18 protein-coding genes, 1 tRNA gene and 1 pseudogene are annotated in these 16,516 nt (G+C 35.1%); 14 read left to right on the plus strand and 6 right to left on the minus strand.

Translation table 11 applies throughout. The features are described 5' to 3' along the window. Positions 1-286 precede the first annotated feature (286 nt). From FJ651_RS00800 to FJ651_RS00810, 3 genes are read left to right on the plus strand one after another with little or no spacing between them, the layout of a single operon-like run. Positions 287-439: an SsrA-binding protein gene (locus FJ651_RS00800; protein WP_140988498.1), complete on the plus strand. Its 153-nt coding sequence runs from the start codon at positions 287-289 to the stop codon at positions 437-439. A 37-nt stretch (positions 440-476) separates the two neighbouring features. After that, positions 477-1,451 (plus strand): carboxypeptidase-like regulatory domain-containing protein, encoded by a 975-nt coding sequence (locus FJ651_RS00805; RefSeq protein ID WP_246085280.1) that lies wholly within the window; start codon positions 477-479, stop codon positions 1,449-1,451. Continuing rightward, positions 1,448-1,801, plus strand: coding sequence for a DoxX family protein (locus FJ651_RS00810; protein ID WP_140988499.1), 354 nt, complete (start codon positions 1,448-1,450; stop codon positions 1,799-1,801). Before FJ651_RS00805 ends, FJ651_RS00810 begins: the two co-directional genes overlap by 4 nt. 7 nt (positions 1,802-1,808) lie before the next feature. Here the strand turns inward: FJ651_RS00810 and FJ651_RS00815 are convergent, their stop codons facing one another. After that, positions 1,809-2,429, minus strand: a complete 621-nt coding sequence (locus FJ651_RS00815; protein WP_246085281.1) for a M15 family metallopeptidase — start codon at positions 2,427-2,429, stop codon at positions 1,809-1,811. A 100-nt stretch (positions 2,430-2,529) separates the two neighbouring features. Between FJ651_RS00815 and FJ651_RS00820 the strand changes: the two genes are divergently transcribed. The 8 genes from FJ651_RS00820 (at position 2,530) to FJ651_RS00855 (ending at position 8,590) form a co-directional block, all read left to right on the plus strand. Next, the gene (locus FJ651_RS00820; RefSeq protein ID WP_140988501.1) at positions 2,530-3,129 is read left to right on the plus strand and encodes an alpha-ketoglutarate-dependent dioxygenase AlkB family protein; all 600 of its coding nucleotides are present in this window, start codon (positions 2,530-2,532) and stop codon (positions 3,127-3,129) included. Between the two features lie 437 nt (positions 3,130-3,566). Next, entirely contained in the window at positions 3,567-4,502 is a 936-nt protein-coding gene (locus tag FJ651_RS00825) for an alpha/beta hydrolase (RefSeq protein ID WP_140988502.1), read from the plus strand. Positions 4,503-4,819: 317 nt separating this feature from the next. Continuing rightward, complete coding sequence (locus FJ651_RS00830; protein ID WP_140988503.1) at positions 4,820-5,680, plus strand: SPFH domain-containing protein; 861 nt, start codon at positions 4,820-4,822, stop codon at positions 5,678-5,680. 4 nt (positions 5,681-5,684) lie between these two features. Beyond that, positions 5,685-5,843 (plus strand): DUF4177 domain-containing protein, encoded by a 159-nt coding sequence (locus FJ651_RS00835; protein ID WP_140988504.1) that lies wholly within the window; start codon positions 5,685-5,687, stop codon positions 5,841-5,843. Then, entirely contained in the window at positions 5,843-6,355 is a 513-nt protein-coding gene (locus tag FJ651_RS00840) for a DUF1648 domain-containing protein (RefSeq protein ID WP_140988505.1), read from the plus strand. The genes FJ651_RS00835 and FJ651_RS00840 overlap by 1 nt, the downstream gene beginning before the upstream one ends. Beyond that, positions 6,355-6,516: an Arc family DNA binding domain-containing protein gene (locus FJ651_RS00845; protein ID WP_140988506.1), complete on the plus strand. Its 162-nt coding sequence runs from the start codon at positions 6,355-6,357 to the stop codon at positions 6,514-6,516. Before FJ651_RS00840 ends, FJ651_RS00845 begins: the two co-directional genes overlap by 1 nt. A gap of 62 nt (positions 6,517-6,578) precedes the next feature. Beyond that, positions 6,579-7,844, plus strand: coding sequence for a DUF819 family protein (locus tag FJ651_RS00850; protein ID WP_140988507.1), 1,266 nt, complete (start codon positions 6,579-6,581; stop codon positions 7,842-7,844). Between the two features lie 50 nt (positions 7,845-7,894). Beyond that, the gene (locus FJ651_RS00855; RefSeq protein ID WP_140988508.1) at positions 7,895-8,590 is read left to right on the plus strand and encodes a DUF4369 domain-containing protein; all 696 of its coding nucleotides are present in this window, start codon (positions 7,895-7,897) and stop codon (positions 8,588-8,590) included. 156 nt (positions 8,591-8,746) lie between these two features. Here FJ651_RS00855 and FJ651_RS00860 read toward each other — a convergent pair. From FJ651_RS00860 to idi, 5 genes are all read right to left on the minus strand, one after another. Next, a tRNA-Thr gene (locus FJ651_RS00860) sits at positions 8,747-8,820 on the minus strand. Between the two features lie 47 nt (positions 8,821-8,867). Then, on the minus strand, positions 8,868-9,137 hold the full coding sequence (locus FJ651_RS00865) for a hypothetical protein (protein ID WP_140988509.1): 270 nt from the start codon (positions 9,135-9,137) through the stop codon (positions 8,868-8,870). Between the two features lie 71 nt (positions 9,138-9,208). After that, complete coding sequence (locus tag FJ651_RS00870; protein ID WP_140988510.1) at positions 9,209-10,174, minus strand: type I phosphomannose isomerase catalytic subunit; 966 nt, start codon at positions 10,172-10,174, stop codon at positions 9,209-9,211. Positions 10,175-10,186: 12 nt separating this feature from the next. After that, on the minus strand, positions 10,187-10,597 hold the full coding sequence (locus FJ651_RS00875; RefSeq protein WP_140988511.1) for a 6-pyruvoyl trahydropterin synthase family protein: 411 nt from the start codon (positions 10,595-10,597) through the stop codon (positions 10,187-10,189). Then, positions 10,581-11,120, minus strand: coding sequence for an isopentenyl-diphosphate Delta-isomerase (idi, locus tag FJ651_RS00880; RefSeq protein WP_140988512.1), 540 nt, complete (start codon positions 11,118-11,120; stop codon positions 10,581-10,583). The genes FJ651_RS00875 and idi overlap by 17 nt, the downstream gene beginning before the upstream one ends. 126 nt (positions 11,121-11,246) lie before the next feature. On the opposite strand from idi, the gene FJ651_RS00885 reads away from it, so the two are divergent. The 3 genes and pseudogenes from FJ651_RS00885 to FJ651_RS15655 form a co-directional block, all read left to right on the plus strand. Next, positions 11,247-12,833, plus strand: coding sequence for a peptide chain release factor 3 (locus tag FJ651_RS00885; RefSeq protein WP_140988513.1), 1,587 nt, complete (start codon positions 11,247-11,249; stop codon positions 12,831-12,833). Positions 12,834-12,927: 94 nt separating this feature from the next. After that, on the plus strand, positions 12,928-14,862 hold the full coding sequence (locus tag FJ651_RS00890; RefSeq protein WP_140988514.1) for a muramidase family protein: 1,935 nt from the start codon (positions 12,928-12,930) through the stop codon (positions 14,860-14,862). Between the two features lie 227 nt (positions 14,863-15,089). Then, positions 15,090-16,516: pseudogene (locus tag FJ651_RS15655) on the plus strand (hypothetical protein); the annotation flags it as partial.

Genomic DNA, 16,516 nt, shown 5'->3' on the forward strand with positions numbered 1-16,516 from the left:
AGGCAAAGTATAAAAGATTAAAACAGTTATCCTTAATTTACTTATATGTTTAAATTCAATTTCATAATTTTCTATATTTTGATTTGGAAGCAAAAACAAAAATCTAATATCTTCAAAATTCAATAAAAAAAGTAAAGCCATTAACTCCACAAAATCTGTAATTATGATCACACTTGTTTCTATGTTTGTAACAGTTGTTTTTGCTGTTGTTTTTTAAAAAAAGTGAAGTAAGACTTAGTTCTAGAATAAGTTTTACTACTTTTAAACAACATAACCAATTATAGAAATGAGTAAGGCAATTTTCAAGATTTTGGCAAAGGTTAATAAAGCGCTACTGCCAAGTTACACAAAACAGCAGTTAGACCTTGCTAAGGCAAAAAAATGGCAATTGGCCATAATTGGCTGGCGTTATTATGTCACTAAAAATGCCTTAGATTGAAAATGTGTAACTTTAGCACTACCTAAAAAGCAAACAATTGAAAAATTTATCGACAGTAGTTTTAATTTTAATAACGGTTATAAGTTATTCACAAACCCAAATTGTTGATTTAGATACCAAAGCACCGGTATCGTTTGCCACAGTCATATTTGGTAATGGTCAAGGTCTCTTTGCAGATGATGAAGGGATGTTTGTTTTTAATGAAAAACTCTATCCCGGCGTTGACAGTTTAACCTTTTCTGCCTTAGGATATTCAAAACTAAAAATAGCTTCGAAAGAACTTACCGAGACTATCTTTCTAAAAGCCGAAATAGCCGCATTAGACGAAATTGTATTAACAGCCAACACTAATAAACCATTTAAAAAAGAAAACATTAAGCCTGTTCTAGATAGCGATTATTACAATTGCTGGTTACCAACAATAGAATCTGAAATAGCGGTGTTATTTGAATTTAACGATCAAAAAATCCGTAAACTAACGACGGTTTCATTCCCTATTACACCGGAGTCTGTTGATTGGAGTAAACGCAACAAACCCAATGCCGAGAAATACACGTTTTCAACTTTGTTTAAAGTAAAGTGTTACGAAAACCGCAATGGTAAACCCGGTAAAGAATTGATCAACAAAAATCTGGTATTTATTGCCACCGAAAAAGACGGTAACGCGTACGAATTTGATGTGAGTAAACACAACATTTTTATCCCAAAAAACGGCATTTTTATATCGCTACAGGTTCTGGGTTATACCGATAAAAACGGTAAACTACTGCCAAATAAAAAATACAAAGAAATTAAATCGAATAACGAAATTATTTACATACCTACCAATTTTAGGCCCTTATTACCGTTTACCAATGAAATTGATGGTTATCGTACCTTTGTAAGACGCATTTTTATCGCCGATAATGAATGGGTGATTTTTAAAAAAGGCAGTGGCATGACCTCTAGTCTTTTAGATAAAAACCTTAACAATTACGGTATTGGAATCAGTTATAACACCTATAAAGAATGAACCAACCCTGGCACTATTATCTAATGGCTGTAATGTACATTTTTGCAGGCATTATGCATTTTATCAAACCTAAAATTTATATGCGTGTCATGCCGAGATTTTTGCCTGCGCACAAACAATTAGTTTACTACAGTGGTATTGCCGAAATTATTGTGGGTGCAGCTCTATTTATTCCAGATCTAGCAAGTTCTGCCATTTACGGCATTGTTGTCATGTTATTGGTTTTTATGCTAGTACACGTCAATATGATATTCGATAAAAAAGCCGCAGCAGGCATACCATTTTGGATTCTGATTTTAAGAATACCGCTTCAATTTGGACTGATGTTTTGGGCGTATCAATATTTGTAAAACGACTTCACTCCACCGGAAAATCAAAATACGTTTCAGGAAAAGGCTCGTTTCTTAAGGTAAAGTGCCACCACTCCATTGGATAATTTCTAAACCCAAAACGCTTCATCGCTTCTTGTAATATCTGGCGATTTTTAATTTGAGAATTGGTAAGATTTAAATAATTAACACCTGAAGCCTCTCCAAAAAAATCGAAAATGGTTCCCATATCAATCAATTCGCCTGTATTGCCGTTAATAAGACCTAAATCTAAAGTACTACCACGGCTATGCCCCGATTTCGAGGCAATATAGCCATCCCTAAACAAATACTGTTTTTCAACCTCAGGATAAAAAACACTTTTCATTAAGGTATCATTTAAGTCATTGGCCCAGCGCACAAAATGGTCTACCGCAGCTTGTGGTCTGTAGCCGTCAAACACTATCAAACATAAATTTTGAGACTGTAAATAGCTTTGAACCTTTGCCAAAGCGATGGCAGTTTCTCGAGTTAAAATTAGTTTATTAGCCCGATAGCCGTCAATGGTATCGCCTACAAAATTATAATGACTGTAATAACTAAGCTTTACTCCAATATCCGGAATGATGTCTTCTACATACACAAAACCATCTGGTAGTTGCGCTTTCAATTGGCCCGAAAATAAAAGCGAACCAATGAAGAATATAAATAATTTATAACGGAACGAGAACATTAAAAAGCTTTTAGCTAATTTAGTTAAAAATTAAACGATGCGTTTATTCAATTCTGAAAAAATACAGATTAACCTCCCAAATGCCGAATTAATTTATTATCCCGAATTTTTCAGCAGTAAAGAGGCCGACCACTATTTCAAAGAGCTTTTAAACCAAACCAACTGGCGGCAAGACGATATTAAAGTTTTCGGAAAAACCTATCAACAACCGAGATTAACGGCACTTTACGGCGATAGCGGGAAGCCTTACTCCTATTCGAACATAACAATGTATCCCGAAATTTTTACTGCAGATCTTAAAAATATTAAAACCTTAGTTGAAGAAGCAAGTCAGCATGAATTTAATACCGTATTGTTGAATTTATATCGCAACGGACAAGACAGCAATGGCTGGCATGCCGATAATGAAAAAGAATTGGGTAAAAATCCGCTCATAGCCTCGGTGAGTTTTGGTGCCACCAGACCGTTTCATTTTAAACATAGGAAGATTAAGACCGAAAGACATCAACTTATATTAAACCACGGAAGCTTACTTATCATGAAAGGTGAAATGCAACACCATTGGTTGCACCAAATTGCTAAGACTAAAAAACCAATAGCCCCCAGAATTAATTTAACCTTCAGGTGTATAAATTAGAAAACCGAGGTCCCTCAACCTCGGTTTCCCTTAATTTGCTTTATCGATGCAGTAGATTTAGGGTCTCTAATATCGTTTGCATGCGCAAATATTAATTAATTAATCCATTGAACTAAAAACTAAATTTTAGTACACATCAAAAGTAAAAATGTTTTTCAATTATAACGATTAAAAACATATTTAATCGTTGTATTACACTATATTTTAACATTTAAAGATGAAATATTGCTTTTTATCGATGAAATGCATAGTAAATTTAATTTAAATTTGTCGACTTTAGAGTCGATGATAAGTCAAAATACATCCTTTGGATACTATTTAAGAAATAATTTATATATACATAAAGAAATAATTTTAACGACACTCGAAGTGTTATGAATTCTTTTAATTAAATTCGAAATGTATTTAAAAGCGCATAAAAACTAATTCCTTATTCTATGAAAAAGTATTTAATTCTGCTCATTTCAACTATTAGTTATTGTTCTTTAGCTCAAGAAAGTGAATTGATAAGTACCGACGTTTCAATTAACAAACACATTGATGGTACATTATTGGAATTGCCCGAGAGTAATCTTAATACTGTAGCCATTCTCATTGCAGGTTCAGGACCAACAGATCGCGATGGCAACCAGAATTTTTTAAAAACCAATTCGCTTAAATCCTTAGCCATTGCTCTAACGAAGCAGGGCATTTCGACCTTTAGATACGACAAGCGTATTGTAAAACAACTTCTAACCAACAATATAGACAAAGATATCATGTTTGATGATTTTGTAACAGATGCCGTTAGCGTTCTTGATTATTTTAAAAACCAAAATAGGTACAAGAACTTCGTAATAATCGGTCACAGTCAAGGCAGTTTGGTGGGGATGCTGGCTGCTCAACAAGGTGCTACAGGCTTTGTTTCTTTGGCCGGTGCCGGACAAGAAATTAGTGAAGTCATTACCGAACAAATCACTAAAACCGCACCTATGTTTGCCGAAGACACCAAACGCGTTTTTGATATTATGAAAACAGGTCAAACCACAACCGATTATCCGCCTGCCTTATTCTCAATTTTCAATCAGGAAATTCAACACTTTATCATGAATTGGATGCAATACAATCCGGCAGAAGAAATTAAAAAACTCAACATACCAATCTTAATTGTAAACGGCACAAAAGATTTGCAGGTTTCGGTTGAAGAAGCACAGCTGTTAAAAGATGCGGCTCCAGACTCACAACTTAACATCATTGAAAACATGAACCATGTGCTGTTCACCATTGAAGGTGACGACCTCGAAAACTCAAAGTCTTATAATGAACCCTACCGAAAAGTTAATCAAGTACTTATTGATGCCGTAAGCAACTTTATATTAAACCTTACCAAATAAAAAAAGCACCGCCGAAACGGTGCCTTTTACTAACCAACCAACTAAACATGAAAGTTGTATTATTTTCAGAATACAACCATGTTATTTATATCAATTAAATATCAAATCTTGTGCCATAATTTATTTTTATAGCATAATAAAAAGTTAATTTCTAGCTTATTCAAGTCTTTAAACCATAAATAATGAGGTTTTAAAAACTTTAAAACAACAGAACACCTCTATAAACTTTTATTTCTCATACTATTTGTAAATATAATTTATTTTTATATCTTTATGATATCATTTTAATACTATTACTAAATTTAAACTTCAACCTAATGAAAGAAGAAAAAATTATTGAACCCGCCAATGGTTATTTAATGCTATTTGTATTTTTAACCATGTTTTTTGGAAGTATTGCATTAATTGTAGCTTTCCGTCACCCATTAATTGTATTAATAATAGTAGCCTCTCTTATCATGGCCTTTGGCTTTGTAATGGTACAACCTAACGGCTCCCGAGTTCTATTGCTATTTGGCGAATACATCGGTACTATTAAAAAGAATGGATTTTATTGGGTAAATCCGTTTTATACTAAACAGAAAATTTCGCTAAGAGCAAGTAATTTTGATAGTGAAAGGTTAAAGGTAAACGACAAACTAGGCAACCCTGTAATGATTAGTACTATTTTAGTTTGGCGCGTTACCAACACCTACAAAGCAGCCTTTGACGTTGACAACTACGAAAACTTTGTACGCGTTCAAACCGATGCCGCAGTTAGAAAATTAGCCAGCATGTATCCTTATGATAATTTTGCCGACGAAGGCCACGACGAAGACATCACCTTACGTTCAAGCGTTAACGAAGTTAGTGAAGCTTTAGAAAAAGAAATAGAAGAACGTCTTCTAATTGCCGGCATTGAAGTGCTGGAAGCCAGAATTGGTTACTTGGCATACGCTCAGGAAATTGCAAACGCCATGCTCAAAAGACAACAAGCTACCGCCATAGTTGCCGCACGTCATAAAATAGTTGAAGGCGCCGTAAGTATGGTTGAAATGGCTATTGATCAACTGAGTAAAAAAAATGTAGTAGACTTAGATGATGAACGCAAAGCTGCCATGGTAAGCAACTTAATGGTAGTGCTTTGTGGCGATAAAGAAGCAGCACCTGTTGTGAATACAGGAACTTTAAATCATTAATTTAATGAAAGAATATAAAACCATTTCACCAAACTTGGGTATTACTAAAAGAGCACAAAAACTTGAGGATTTACTCAATCAATATGCCCGAGAAGGTTGGCAGTTAAAATATATTAATCAAGCACAGAGCCTGATTATTTTTGAAAGAGAAAAAAACAGATAATGTACAACGACAGACCCAAAATAAAAGTCCCATATGAGTCTGTAGATTACGTACTGGAACTTGCTTGTATAGCCTTATTAATTATGATGTGGGCTTATACTTTTGTAGAATATACCACTTTGCCTGATATTATTCCAACACACTTTAACAGCGCGGGAATTGCTGATGATTACGGCAGTAAATCTACCATATTTATCATACCTGTCATAGGTAGTCTAGTGTATTTCTTGTTGTTTTTACTTAACCTTTATCCGCATATTCACAATTACAGCGTTAATATCACACCCGAAAATGCACTTAAAAATTACAGATTTAGCACCAGGTTTCTAAGAACTGTTAATGTATTAATGTGTTTGCTATTTGCGTATATTACCTACACTATTGTAGAAAGTGCCACAGCAAGCCAAAATGACATTGGCACTTTTTTTCTACCTGTAGTTATTGGTATCAGTGTGCTTTTACCGGTATCCGGATTATATTATCAAAATAAGATTAACAGAACCAAAAAATAATGTCTAAAAAGAAGGCCTTTGCGCTTAGGATAAATGAAGAATTATTAACTGCCGTCGAAAAATGGGCTGCAGACGAATTCCGTAGTACCAACGGACAAATTGAATGGATGCTTTCTGAATTTCTAAAAGAACATAACCGACATCCAAAAAGTAAAAAGTGACGAAGAAGTCACTTTTTTTATGAACATTATTTTGGTATTTTGCAGTCCTAACCAACATCAATATGAATAATCCACCAATATTTACCAACGATGCCATTGTTTTTGGCATTTTAATGTTATGCCTTGGCTTTGTTTTTTATACCGAATCTATCAAAACCGGCTTCTGGAAAAAATTCTACACCATTGTTCCCGGTCTCTTAATGTGTTACATGCTGCCGGCTATTTTTAATTCGCTGAATATAATCTCAGCCGAAACAACACAAACCTATTATATAGCCAGCCGATATTTATTACCTGCTTCACTGGTGTTGCTTACCATTAGTATAGACTTAAAAGCGGTTTTTAACCTTGGCTGGAAAGCATTGGTCATGTTTTTTACAGGAACTATTGGCATTATTATTGGCGGACCAATTGCAATTTTAATTATTTCAACCTTTTCACCCGAAACGGTTGGTGGCGAAGGATTTGATGCGGTTTGGCGCGGATTGGCTACTTTGGCCGGAAGTTGGATTGGCGGCGGTGCCAACCAGGCTGCCATGCTTGAAATTTATGAATATAACCAAACACTTTACGGCGGTATGGTATTGGTTGATATCGTTGTGGCTAACATTTGGATGGCTATTATTTTACTGGGAATTGGTAAACGCGCTAAAATTGACAAATGGCTTAAAGCCGATAATACAGCAATTGATGAGTTACAAAATAAAGTAGAAGCCTTTAGCAAAAGCGTAATGCGCAATCCTACACTTACAGATTATATTATTATTCTTACGTTTGCATTCGTAGCTGTTGGCATAGCGCAGTTTGGCTCAGAGCATATTTCCAGTTTTTTAAATAACAATTTTGAAGCAGTGAGAGACCCAAAAAGTGCCTTATCTTCTTTTGGCAGCGGTTTCTTTTGGCTAATTACTATTGCTACATTTATTGGAGTGTTCCTTTCTTTTACCAAAGCCCGTAATTACGAGGGCGCCGGTGCCAGTAAAATAGGAAGTATTTTTATTTATGTATTAGTAGCAACTATTGGAATGAAAATGGACTTGGGTAAAATTTTTGAAAATCCGGGATTAATTCTGATTGGCTTAGTTTGGATGACCATTCATGCCGGCTTACTTATTATAGTAGCCAAATTAATTAAAGCACCCTACTTTTTTCTTGCCGTTGGAAGTCAAGCCAACGTTGGTGGCGCAGCTTCGGCACCGGTGGTTGCAGCGGCATTCCATCCTTCACTTGCCACCGTAGGTGCACTGTTGGCGGTGTTTGGATACGTAGTTGGAACCTATGGCGCTATTTTGTGTGCAGAGTTGATGAAAATTGTAGCTGCAGGTTAGTAAAAAATCAAATAATAACAGATATTTGCCAACCTTAAAACGTTTAAACCATGCGCAATTTTATTGTTTGCCTTTTGATTTTATTAAGTGTTAGTTGCGAAAAAAAACAACCCGATTTAATCTTAAGTGGCACCATCAAAGATTTAAAAAAAGGAACTTTATATCTGGAACGATTTCAAGATACTGCCTTTCAAATTATAGACTCGGCCACGTTTCAAGGAATCAACACCTTTAAATTTGAACTAGATCTACCCGAAGCTGAAGTTCTATTTTTGAGACTAAACAAAAGTAAAGACGAAAATAATGCTTTGGCAATTTTCGCCGATAAGGGCGCCATCGATGTAAGCTCTACTTTAAAAAACTTTGTTTTAGACGCTAAAATTTCAGGGTCAAAGCAACAAGATATCTTAGAAGAATATCTTAAAACTTTGAGTAGATTTAATGAAAAAAATCTTGATATCATCAAAGAACAATTAGATTTGGCAACTCAAGATTCTACCTACATCATTGAATATGACGAACAATATAATAAGCTTATAAGAAGTAAATATTTATACACCATCAATTTTGCCTTAAGCCATAAAGACAGTGAAGTTGCTCCCTATTTGGCTTTAACCGAAATACCCGATGCCAACATCAAATATTTAGATACCATTTATAAAGTTTTAACTCCCGAAATTAAAGACTCCCGTTACGGATTGGAATTAAAAAAGGTTTTAGACGAATTTAGAAGTTTAGAGAATTAGATTGTTTAACCTAACCATATCTAACTTCCTATTTCTCGAAATTACTAAGAGGTTTTAAGCTATAATTAACTTGCGCAGAAAAGGAAAGCACAGACTTCTTCCCTATTACAAAAAAAGAAAAACTCCAATAACTTTTGAAGTATTGGAGTTTTTAAGAGCCGATAGAGGGACTCGAACCCACGACCTGCTGATTACAAATCAGCTGCTCTAGCCAGCTGAGCTACATCGGCGAAAAATTTGCGCAAATTTAAATTAGAAATTCAAATTCGCAAATCTTCTACTTTAAATTATTTATTTTATTTATAAGCGCACGACCCTTAGTTTCAAGCTCTGCATTGATAGCTTTAAAATGAGCCTTTTTGTTGTCAACGCTACGGTCGTTTACCTTGGCTATTAAATCATCAAACACTTCGATAGCTTCATCAATAATGGCATCGCCATCTTTGGTTGCCGAGCTGGCATTGGTTAATTCCCAAACATAAACGGCTTCAATAATATCACCTAAAACATAGTTGATGTCTTTTTTTAAATCTCTTTTACTTGGCATGATTAAATTATTTTATGGGTACAAAAGTAGTAAAACTGTGTTCATTGTTAATTAAAATTCAATAATTTCAACTAAACATAAACTTCTAATAATTTGGCGCGCTTTGCTGAAATTTGATAAGTTTTTAAAATAGCCGGCAATAATAAAGTTTCTCCGGCTTTTATTTGAATGCCTTGGTTATTGTAAATTATATCGGCTTCACCTTCAACACACATATAAATCATAAACGAATCGTTATGGTTTTCTTTTTGTAAAACTGTATTTAAATTGATATAATTGGTGGTAAAATATGGACAAGATACCATTTGATTAGGTTGATTTTCGGATTGATCATAACCTACTTTATAATTATTTGGCATGTTGAAATCAATCGCATCTATGGCCAAATCATTGTGAAGTTCTCTGGCGTTTCCTTCATCATCAACTCTATCCCAATCGTAAACTCTATATGTAATATCACTGGTTTGTTGTATTTCGGCAAGCAAAACTCCTGCGCCAATGGCATGAACGCGACCAACTTCTATAAAAAAAGTATCGCCCGCATTAACCGGCTCAAAACTTAAAATTTCTGGAAGGGTTTTGTTTTCTAAATGCTCAAGATAGGTTTCGACGTTCATATCTTGGTTAAAACCAACTATAAGATTAGCTCCTTTATCGGCTTGCATCACATACCACATTTCGGTTTTACCAAATGAGTTGTGTCTTTTTGATGCCAATTCATCATTGGGATGCAACTGAATTGACAAATCCTCTCTGGCGTCGATAAACTTAATGAGTAATGGAAATTTGGTTCCGAAGGTTTTAGCATTCTTTTCACCCAAAATATCCTTAGGAGATTGCTCCAACAACCACTTTAGAGATTTTCCTCGGTACATGCCATTACAGATAATTGAAGTATCTCCTTCAACATCGCTAATCTCCCAACTTTCTCCAAGTTGTTCTGATTGCGAATCTTTACCTAAAACAGACGTTAATTTGCTGCCGCCCCAGATTTTTTCCTTTAATATGGGTGTAAACTTTAATGGATAGAGTTCCAATGAGCTGTATTTTTAGTTTCCTGAATAGCTTACAAAGTTACGAGGTGTTTCGTAAAGTGTGACTTCAAGGTCCAAATTTTTTCCAAGTTTAGCTTTTATTTTATTGTAAATAACAACAACAATATTTTCGGCAGTTGGATTTAACTCTTGAAATTCCGGCACATCCAGATTGAGGTTCTTGTGATCAAAAGCGTCTTCAACTTCGGCTTTTATGATGTCTTTTAAAATTTTCACATCTATAACATAGCCGGTTTCAGGATCAATATTACCAGTTACACTAGCAATTAATTCATAATTATGCCCGTGGTAATTTGGGTTGTTGCATTTGCCAAATACCTCATTGTTTTTTTCAAAACTCCAGTCTTTTCTGTACAATCTGTGAGCGGCATTAAAATGGGCTCTTCTACTAACGGTAACTCTCATTGGGCGCAGTGATTAAAAAGTTATAAAACTTGTCAAAAATAATTTTAAACCAAGCTGTGTAAAGCTCTGGTTGTTTTGCTATATCGGCTTTTACGTCGTCTAAGGTCATCCACTTCCACCCAGCCACCTCATCTAAATTAATTAATGGGGCATCATTATAGGTTCCAACCAAGATATGATCAAATTCGTGCTCTGTTAATCCGTTATCAAAAGGGGCTTTATAAATAAAAGACATGGTTTCTTTTAGTTCGGTCACAAAACCCATCTCTTCTTGCAAACGTCTTTTACCGGCTTGTATATTAGATTCACCTTCACGTTGGTGACTACAACAAGTATTGGTCCACAATCCAGGCGAATGGTATTTAGTTAATGCTCTTTGCTGAAGCATTAATTCCTTTTTATCATTAAAGACAAACACTGAAAAGGCCCTGTGCAATACAGCTTTTTCGTGCGCCTCCATTTTAGGCATCAGCCCGATGGGTTCATCGTTTTCGTTAACGAGGATGACTTTTTCTTCATTCATAGCATACAAAGTTACCAACTAAAACTACAAAAAATTCTAATGTTTTCATAAAATTAAAATGCTTCAACCTTTGCGTTTTAAATGTATAACGAAGTGTTATCTTTGCACCACTTTTGCTAGAGGAATATGACATTTATTGAAGAAATTAACAGACGAAGAACTTTTGGGATTATTTCGCATCCCGATGCTGGTAAAACAACACTTACCGAGAAATTGTTATTGTTTGGTGGCGCCATACAAGAAGCCGGTGCCGTTAAAAATAACAAAATAAAGAAATCTGCTACCAGCGATTTTATGGAAATCGAAAAGCAAAGAGGTATTTCGGTAGCCACTTCGGTTTTGGCTTTTGATTATAAAAATTACAAAATCAATATTTTAGATACACCCGGACACAAAGACTTTGCCGAAGATACATTTAGAACACTCACAGCCGTAGATAGTGTAATTGTAGTAGTAGATGTCGCCAAAGGTGTTGAGGAACAAACCGAAAAACTAGTTGAAGTTTGCCGAATGCGCAATATTCCGATGATTGTTTTTATCAATAAATTAGACCGCGAAGGAAAAGATGCCTTTGACTTGTTAGATGAAATCGAGCAAAAATTGGGTCTAACTGTTTGTCCGCTGAGTTTTCCTATAGGCATGGGCTGGGAATTTAAAGGAATCTATAATATCTGGGAGAAAAACATCAATTTATTTAGTGGCGATAGTAGAAAAAATATTGAAGATACCGTTGAAATTTCAGATTTAAATTCAGGCGAAATAGACCGATTGGTTGGTAACAAAGCAGCTGATAAATTACGCGAAGAACTGGAACTTGTAGAAGGGATTTATCCTGAGTTCGACAAAGAAGCCTATTTAAAAAGTGAATTGCAACCGGTGTTTTTTGGTTCGGCTTTGAATAATTTTGGTGTAAGAGAACTACTGGATTGTTTTGTTGAAATTGCACCAAAACCAAAACCCAAGTACAGTGAAGAGCGTTTGGTAGAGCCTCAAGAAAATAAATTTACAGGATTTGTGTTTAAAATCCATGCCAATATGGACCCCAATCACAGAGATAGATTGGCATTTATTAAAATAGTTTCCGGAAAATTTGAACGCAATACACCCTATTTACATGTAAGACACAATAAAAAATTTAAATTTTCTAGTCCGAATGCCTTCTTCGCCGAGAAAAAAGAAATTGTAGATGTTTCTTATCCCGGCGACATCGTTGGTTTACACGATACCGGAAATTTTAAAATTGGCGATACTCTTACCGAAGGCGAAGTGATACATTACAAAGGTATTCCAAGTTTTTCACCAGAACATTTCAGATACATTAATAATGCAGACCCTATGAAGGCCAAGCAGTTGTACAAAGGAATTGACCAGTTAATGGATGAAGGTGTGGCGCAGCTTTTTACGTTAGAACTAAACGGCAGAAAGGTAATTGGAACGGTTGGCGCTTTACAGTACGAAGTTATTCAATACAGATTGGAGCATGAGTACGGTGCCAAATGTTCTTATGAAAACCTAAGTGTACACAAGGCATGCTGGGTTGAACCAGAGGATGAAAAGAACGAAGAATTCAAAGAATTTCTTAGAGTAAAACAACGGTTTTTGGCCAAAGACAAACAAGATCAACTGGTGTTTTTTGCCGATTCTCCTTTTTCGTTACAAATGACACAACAGAAATATCCAAGTATTAAATTTCATATGACTTCAGAATTTTAGACTGTTAATAACCTCTTAATAATTTAGAACAACATCAAAAATAAAAATCACTGTAATTGAATACTTTTATGTTCTAAAATAAATTGTGATTTTTTTGGGATTCAAAAGTTTAATAGTCAATTGTATTGTGTGGCTGCTGTTTTCGGCTGCAACATTGCATGGGCAAAATAGCACGATTCAGCATACAGTAAAAAAAGGCGAAAATGTTTATCGGCTATCACTTAAATACGGCGTAAGCATCAATGATATATACCGCTTAAATCCTGACGCCCGCGATTATATTAAAACTGGTGAAATTTTATTAATTCCTACAAACACAACCAGTCAAAATGCTTCAGAAGATACTGCAGTAAATGGTGTTTATACAGTTAAAAGAGGTGAAACAAAATTTGGCTTATCAAAAAAGTTTGGAGTTTCAATTAGCGAACTGGAAAACGCCAATCCATTCATTAAAAATGGGCTCCAGGCTGGGCATCGCTTAAAAATACCAAACGGCAGTAATCAGACAGAAACGGCAGTTTCAAATGCAGACGGTTCACATAAAGTTTTAAAAGGAGAAACCCTTTGGGGTATTTCACGTCTATACAATATGAGTTTAGACGAGCTGAAAAAAATTAATAATTTTAAGACAGGTCAAATTTTATTAGAGGGTGAAGTGCTATTGGTTGATAACAAACAAAATATAACAAACAATAACACTTATACAGTTCTAAAAGGAGACACCAAGTACGGTTTATCTAAAAAATTTAATACTACTGTAGGCGAACTGGAGCGCCTGAACCCTTCAATAGTAAGCATGTTGAAAGCGGGTGATGTCATCGTTTTTGAATCATTAAAAAATGAAATTAAAATTACGAAATCAGAAGAAGATTTAAGCATTGAATCGGAAGAAAAGGAAATCGAGGCCGATGATAACTGGTATGTTATAAAACCTAAAGAAACACTCTATAGTTTGTCAAAGAAAACAAACATGTCTATAGATGAATTAACAACAATAAATCCTAAACTTAAACAAGCTGTACTAGCCGGAGACAGTATTAAAATCAAAAACTCTATACCCGACAAAATCAACGAAACATTGGCTGCTACTGAACTTGAAGGTCGATTTCAAACAAATATATTTTGGTATCATCCCGAATCGGAGTCAGGCGAAAATATTTCAAAAAACAATAATGACTATTATACAGGCATTAAGAATGCTATTAGCAATATTTCTTCTGGCCTCGATAAGGTTAAAGTAATAACAAATTCATCATTTGATCCAACCTCTGATAATTTGGGGACTAAAACAGATGAAATATTTCATATTATACCTCAACCGAAATTCAATAATAATATTGCAGATCTAGGTAATTTTGAATTTCGTTTTTTCGAAAATAGTTCGCCCCAAACAAAAATGATAAAATCTCTGGTGTCTGATTCTCAAATGAGAATCAAAATGCTTTCCTTTTTGAATTCTACAAAAGCTAATATAATTTGTGTTTACGACGACGAAAATTCAGATAATATACCTCTAATTGAAAATTCTATTCCTAGTATTAAATTGATGAAATTGAATAGAAATGGAAGTTTCAAATCTAATGATTTACAAAATCTTTTAGATTCAAATAGAATAAATTATGTCATTATTGAAAGTAAAAAAACCGGAGCCTATTTAAATGTGTCAACCCTGCTATTAAAAGAACTTTCTAAATATAACAGTCAGTTAGCAGTACTTGATCAAAAAAATATTCCTGATGAATCTGATGTTTCTATTAAGCGATTTAAAATTTTAAAATTGATGTATCCCATGGCTTATAATCCTAATTATATAGATAGCAGAAACCTGATAAATCAAATAGGGTATATGGTAAATTATGACGTTATTAACCGTATTTCTTCGCAGGGAATAAAAGGGTTTAGTAAAATATCTGAGGTTTTAGGATCGAGTTTTAAATATGTCATCATTGGTGATACAATTCAAAATACAGCTGTTTCAATCTATACTTATGGCGAAAACTCGAATGCTGAATTATTGGGAACTTATTAGAGGAAATTCAATTTAATCCGTTAATTATAATAAAAAAGTAAGAATTATTTTAAATATGTTTCCCGAAGGCACTGATTATTTTTGTTGTTGTAAAATTTAATTTTATACCTTTGGTTAAAATCACAAACTTAATTTTATATGAACTCCTTTATAATGTTAGGCATTTGACACAGGTTCAATTTTCAGATTACAGGGTCTTTAGTTTATACTTTAAAATAACTTAATGAATGAGAGCATCCCTATCTAAAAAGTGGTTTATTTTCTTTCCGTTTTTACTAAATGGTCTTGTATTATTGGGACAATGTCCTACGGTTAACTCTACATCGCAGTCATTTTGCGATATTGAATCATTACTAGTATCAGATTTACAAGCCAATGACGAAGGTGCTGGAATAGCATGGTTTAGTACTCCTGATTCTACTACACCCTTGTCAGGGAACGTTTCATTGGTTAATGGTGGTATTTATTACTTAGATAACGCATCTGGTGATTGCGGTAATAGAATTGCAGTTACAGTAAGTATATTAGGCCCTCCAACAGGCTTAAACTTTCAGGGTGTATGCGTGGAAGATCCAAACGAAGCGACAATAGATGATTTAGAAGCATTTGGAAACGATATCAACTGGTACGCTTCTTCTTCAAGCACTATAGTATTGGATTTAAATACACAACTTACAGATGGCGCAATTTACTACGCCAATCAATCCAATCCCGAAACTGGTTGTAGGACATCGCGTTTGGCTGTACAAGTTAATATCGGCATTGTACCCGTACCCGTAGGTGATGCTATACAAGAATTTTGCTTAGGTCAAGATCTGGTTCCCACAATTGCCGATTTACAGGCCAGTGGCGAAAATCTCTGGTACGCATCAACTTCCTCAGCTTCACCTTTAGATCCAAGTACACCACTACAAGATGGTAGATCCTATTTCGCTACAATCATAGATCCGCCATGTGAGAGTATTAACCGACTTGAAGTACAAGTAATACTTTTAGAGCAAATTAGCGCTGGAACAGACGCAATCCTAGATATTTGTATAGATACTAATGAAACATTTGATCTTTTTCAAAGTCTGGGTGGTTCCCCTGAACCAGGTGGTACTTGGTCACCCACACTTAGCAGTGGAACTAACATTTTCGATCCTAGTATAGATCAGGAAGGAGTATATACTTATACCGTTTCAAACCCAAATAATCTATGCCCTGATGATAGTGCTACAGTAACCGTTAGTTTTATTAATCCTCCAATTGCAGGTACAGATGCCGCTTTATCAATTTGTGCTGATGATACTTCTACTGTCGATCTTTTTAATAGCCTTGGCGGAACACCCGATACCAATGGCACCTGGTCGCCTGCGCTGAGTAGCGGCACCGGAGTTTTCGACCCCAGTGTTGATCCCGAAGGTACTTATACCTATACAGTGGTTAGCCCAAACAGTGCTTGCGCTGATGCTACTGCAACCGTTACCGTTAGCTTTGAAGTTCCTCCATCGGCAGGTACAGATGCCGGTTTATCAATTTGTGCTGATGATACTTCTACTGTAGATCTTTTTAATAGCCTTGGCGGAACACCCGATACCAATGGCACCTGGTCGCCTGCGCTGAGTAGCGGCACCGGAGTTTTTGACCCCAGTGTTGATCCCGAAGGTACTTA

The sequence above is a fragment of the Paucihalobacter ruber genome, from assembly GCF_006494535.1.
Classification (GTDB): Bacteria; Bacteroidota; Bacteroidia; order Flavobacteriales; family Flavobacteriaceae; genus Paucihalobacter; species Paucihalobacter ruber.

Coding starts and splice junctions, on each gene's coding strand:
- FJ651_RS00820 (WP_140988501.1), top strand. CDS start 2,530: ATGCGTTTATTCAATTCTGAAAAAATACAGATTAACCTCCCAAATGCC.
- FJ651_RS00830 (WP_140988503.1), top strand. CDS start 4,820: ATGAAAGAAGAAAAAATTATTGAACCCGCCAATGGTTATTTAATGCTA.
- FJ651_RS00855 (WP_140988508.1), top strand. CDS start 7,895: ATGCGCAATTTTATTGTTTGCCTTTTGATTTTATTAAGTGTTAGTTGC.
- FJ651_RS00850 (WP_140988507.1), top strand. CDS start 6,579: ATGAATAATCCACCAATATTTACCAACGATGCCATTGTTTTTGGCATT.
- FJ651_RS00840 (WP_140988505.1), top strand. CDS start 5,843: ATGTACAACGACAGACCCAAAATAAAAGTCCCATATGAGTCTGTAGAT.
- FJ651_RS00810 (WP_140988499.1), top strand. CDS start 1,448: ATGAACCAACCCTGGCACTATTATCTAATGGCTGTAATGTACATTTTT.
- FJ651_RS00800 (WP_140988498.1), top strand. CDS start 287: ATGAGTAAGGCAATTTTCAAGATTTTGGCAAAGGTTAATAAAGCGCTA.
- FJ651_RS00825 (WP_140988502.1), top strand. CDS start 3,567: ATGAAAAAGTATTTAATTCTGCTCATTTCAACTATTAGTTATTGTTCT.
- FJ651_RS00835 (WP_140988504.1), top strand. CDS start 5,685: ATGAAAGAATATAAAACCATTTCACCAAACTTGGGTATTACTAAAAGA.
- idi (WP_140988512.1), bottom strand. CDS start 11,120: ATGAATGAAGAAAAAGTCATCCTCGTTAACGAAAACGATGAACCCATC.
- FJ651_RS00875 (WP_140988511.1), bottom strand. CDS start 10,597: ATGAGAGTTACCGTTAGTAGAAGAGCCCATTTTAATGCCGCTCACAGA.
- FJ651_RS00845 (WP_140988506.1), top strand. CDS start 6,355: ATGTCTAAAAAGAAGGCCTTTGCGCTTAGGATAAATGAAGAATTATTA.
- FJ651_RS00885 (WP_140988513.1), top strand. CDS start 11,247: ATGACATTTATTGAAGAAATTAACAGACGAAGAACTTTTGGGATTATT.
- FJ651_RS00865 (WP_140988509.1), bottom strand. CDS start 9,137: ATGCCAAGTAAAAGAGATTTAAAAAAAGACATCAACTATGTTTTAGGT.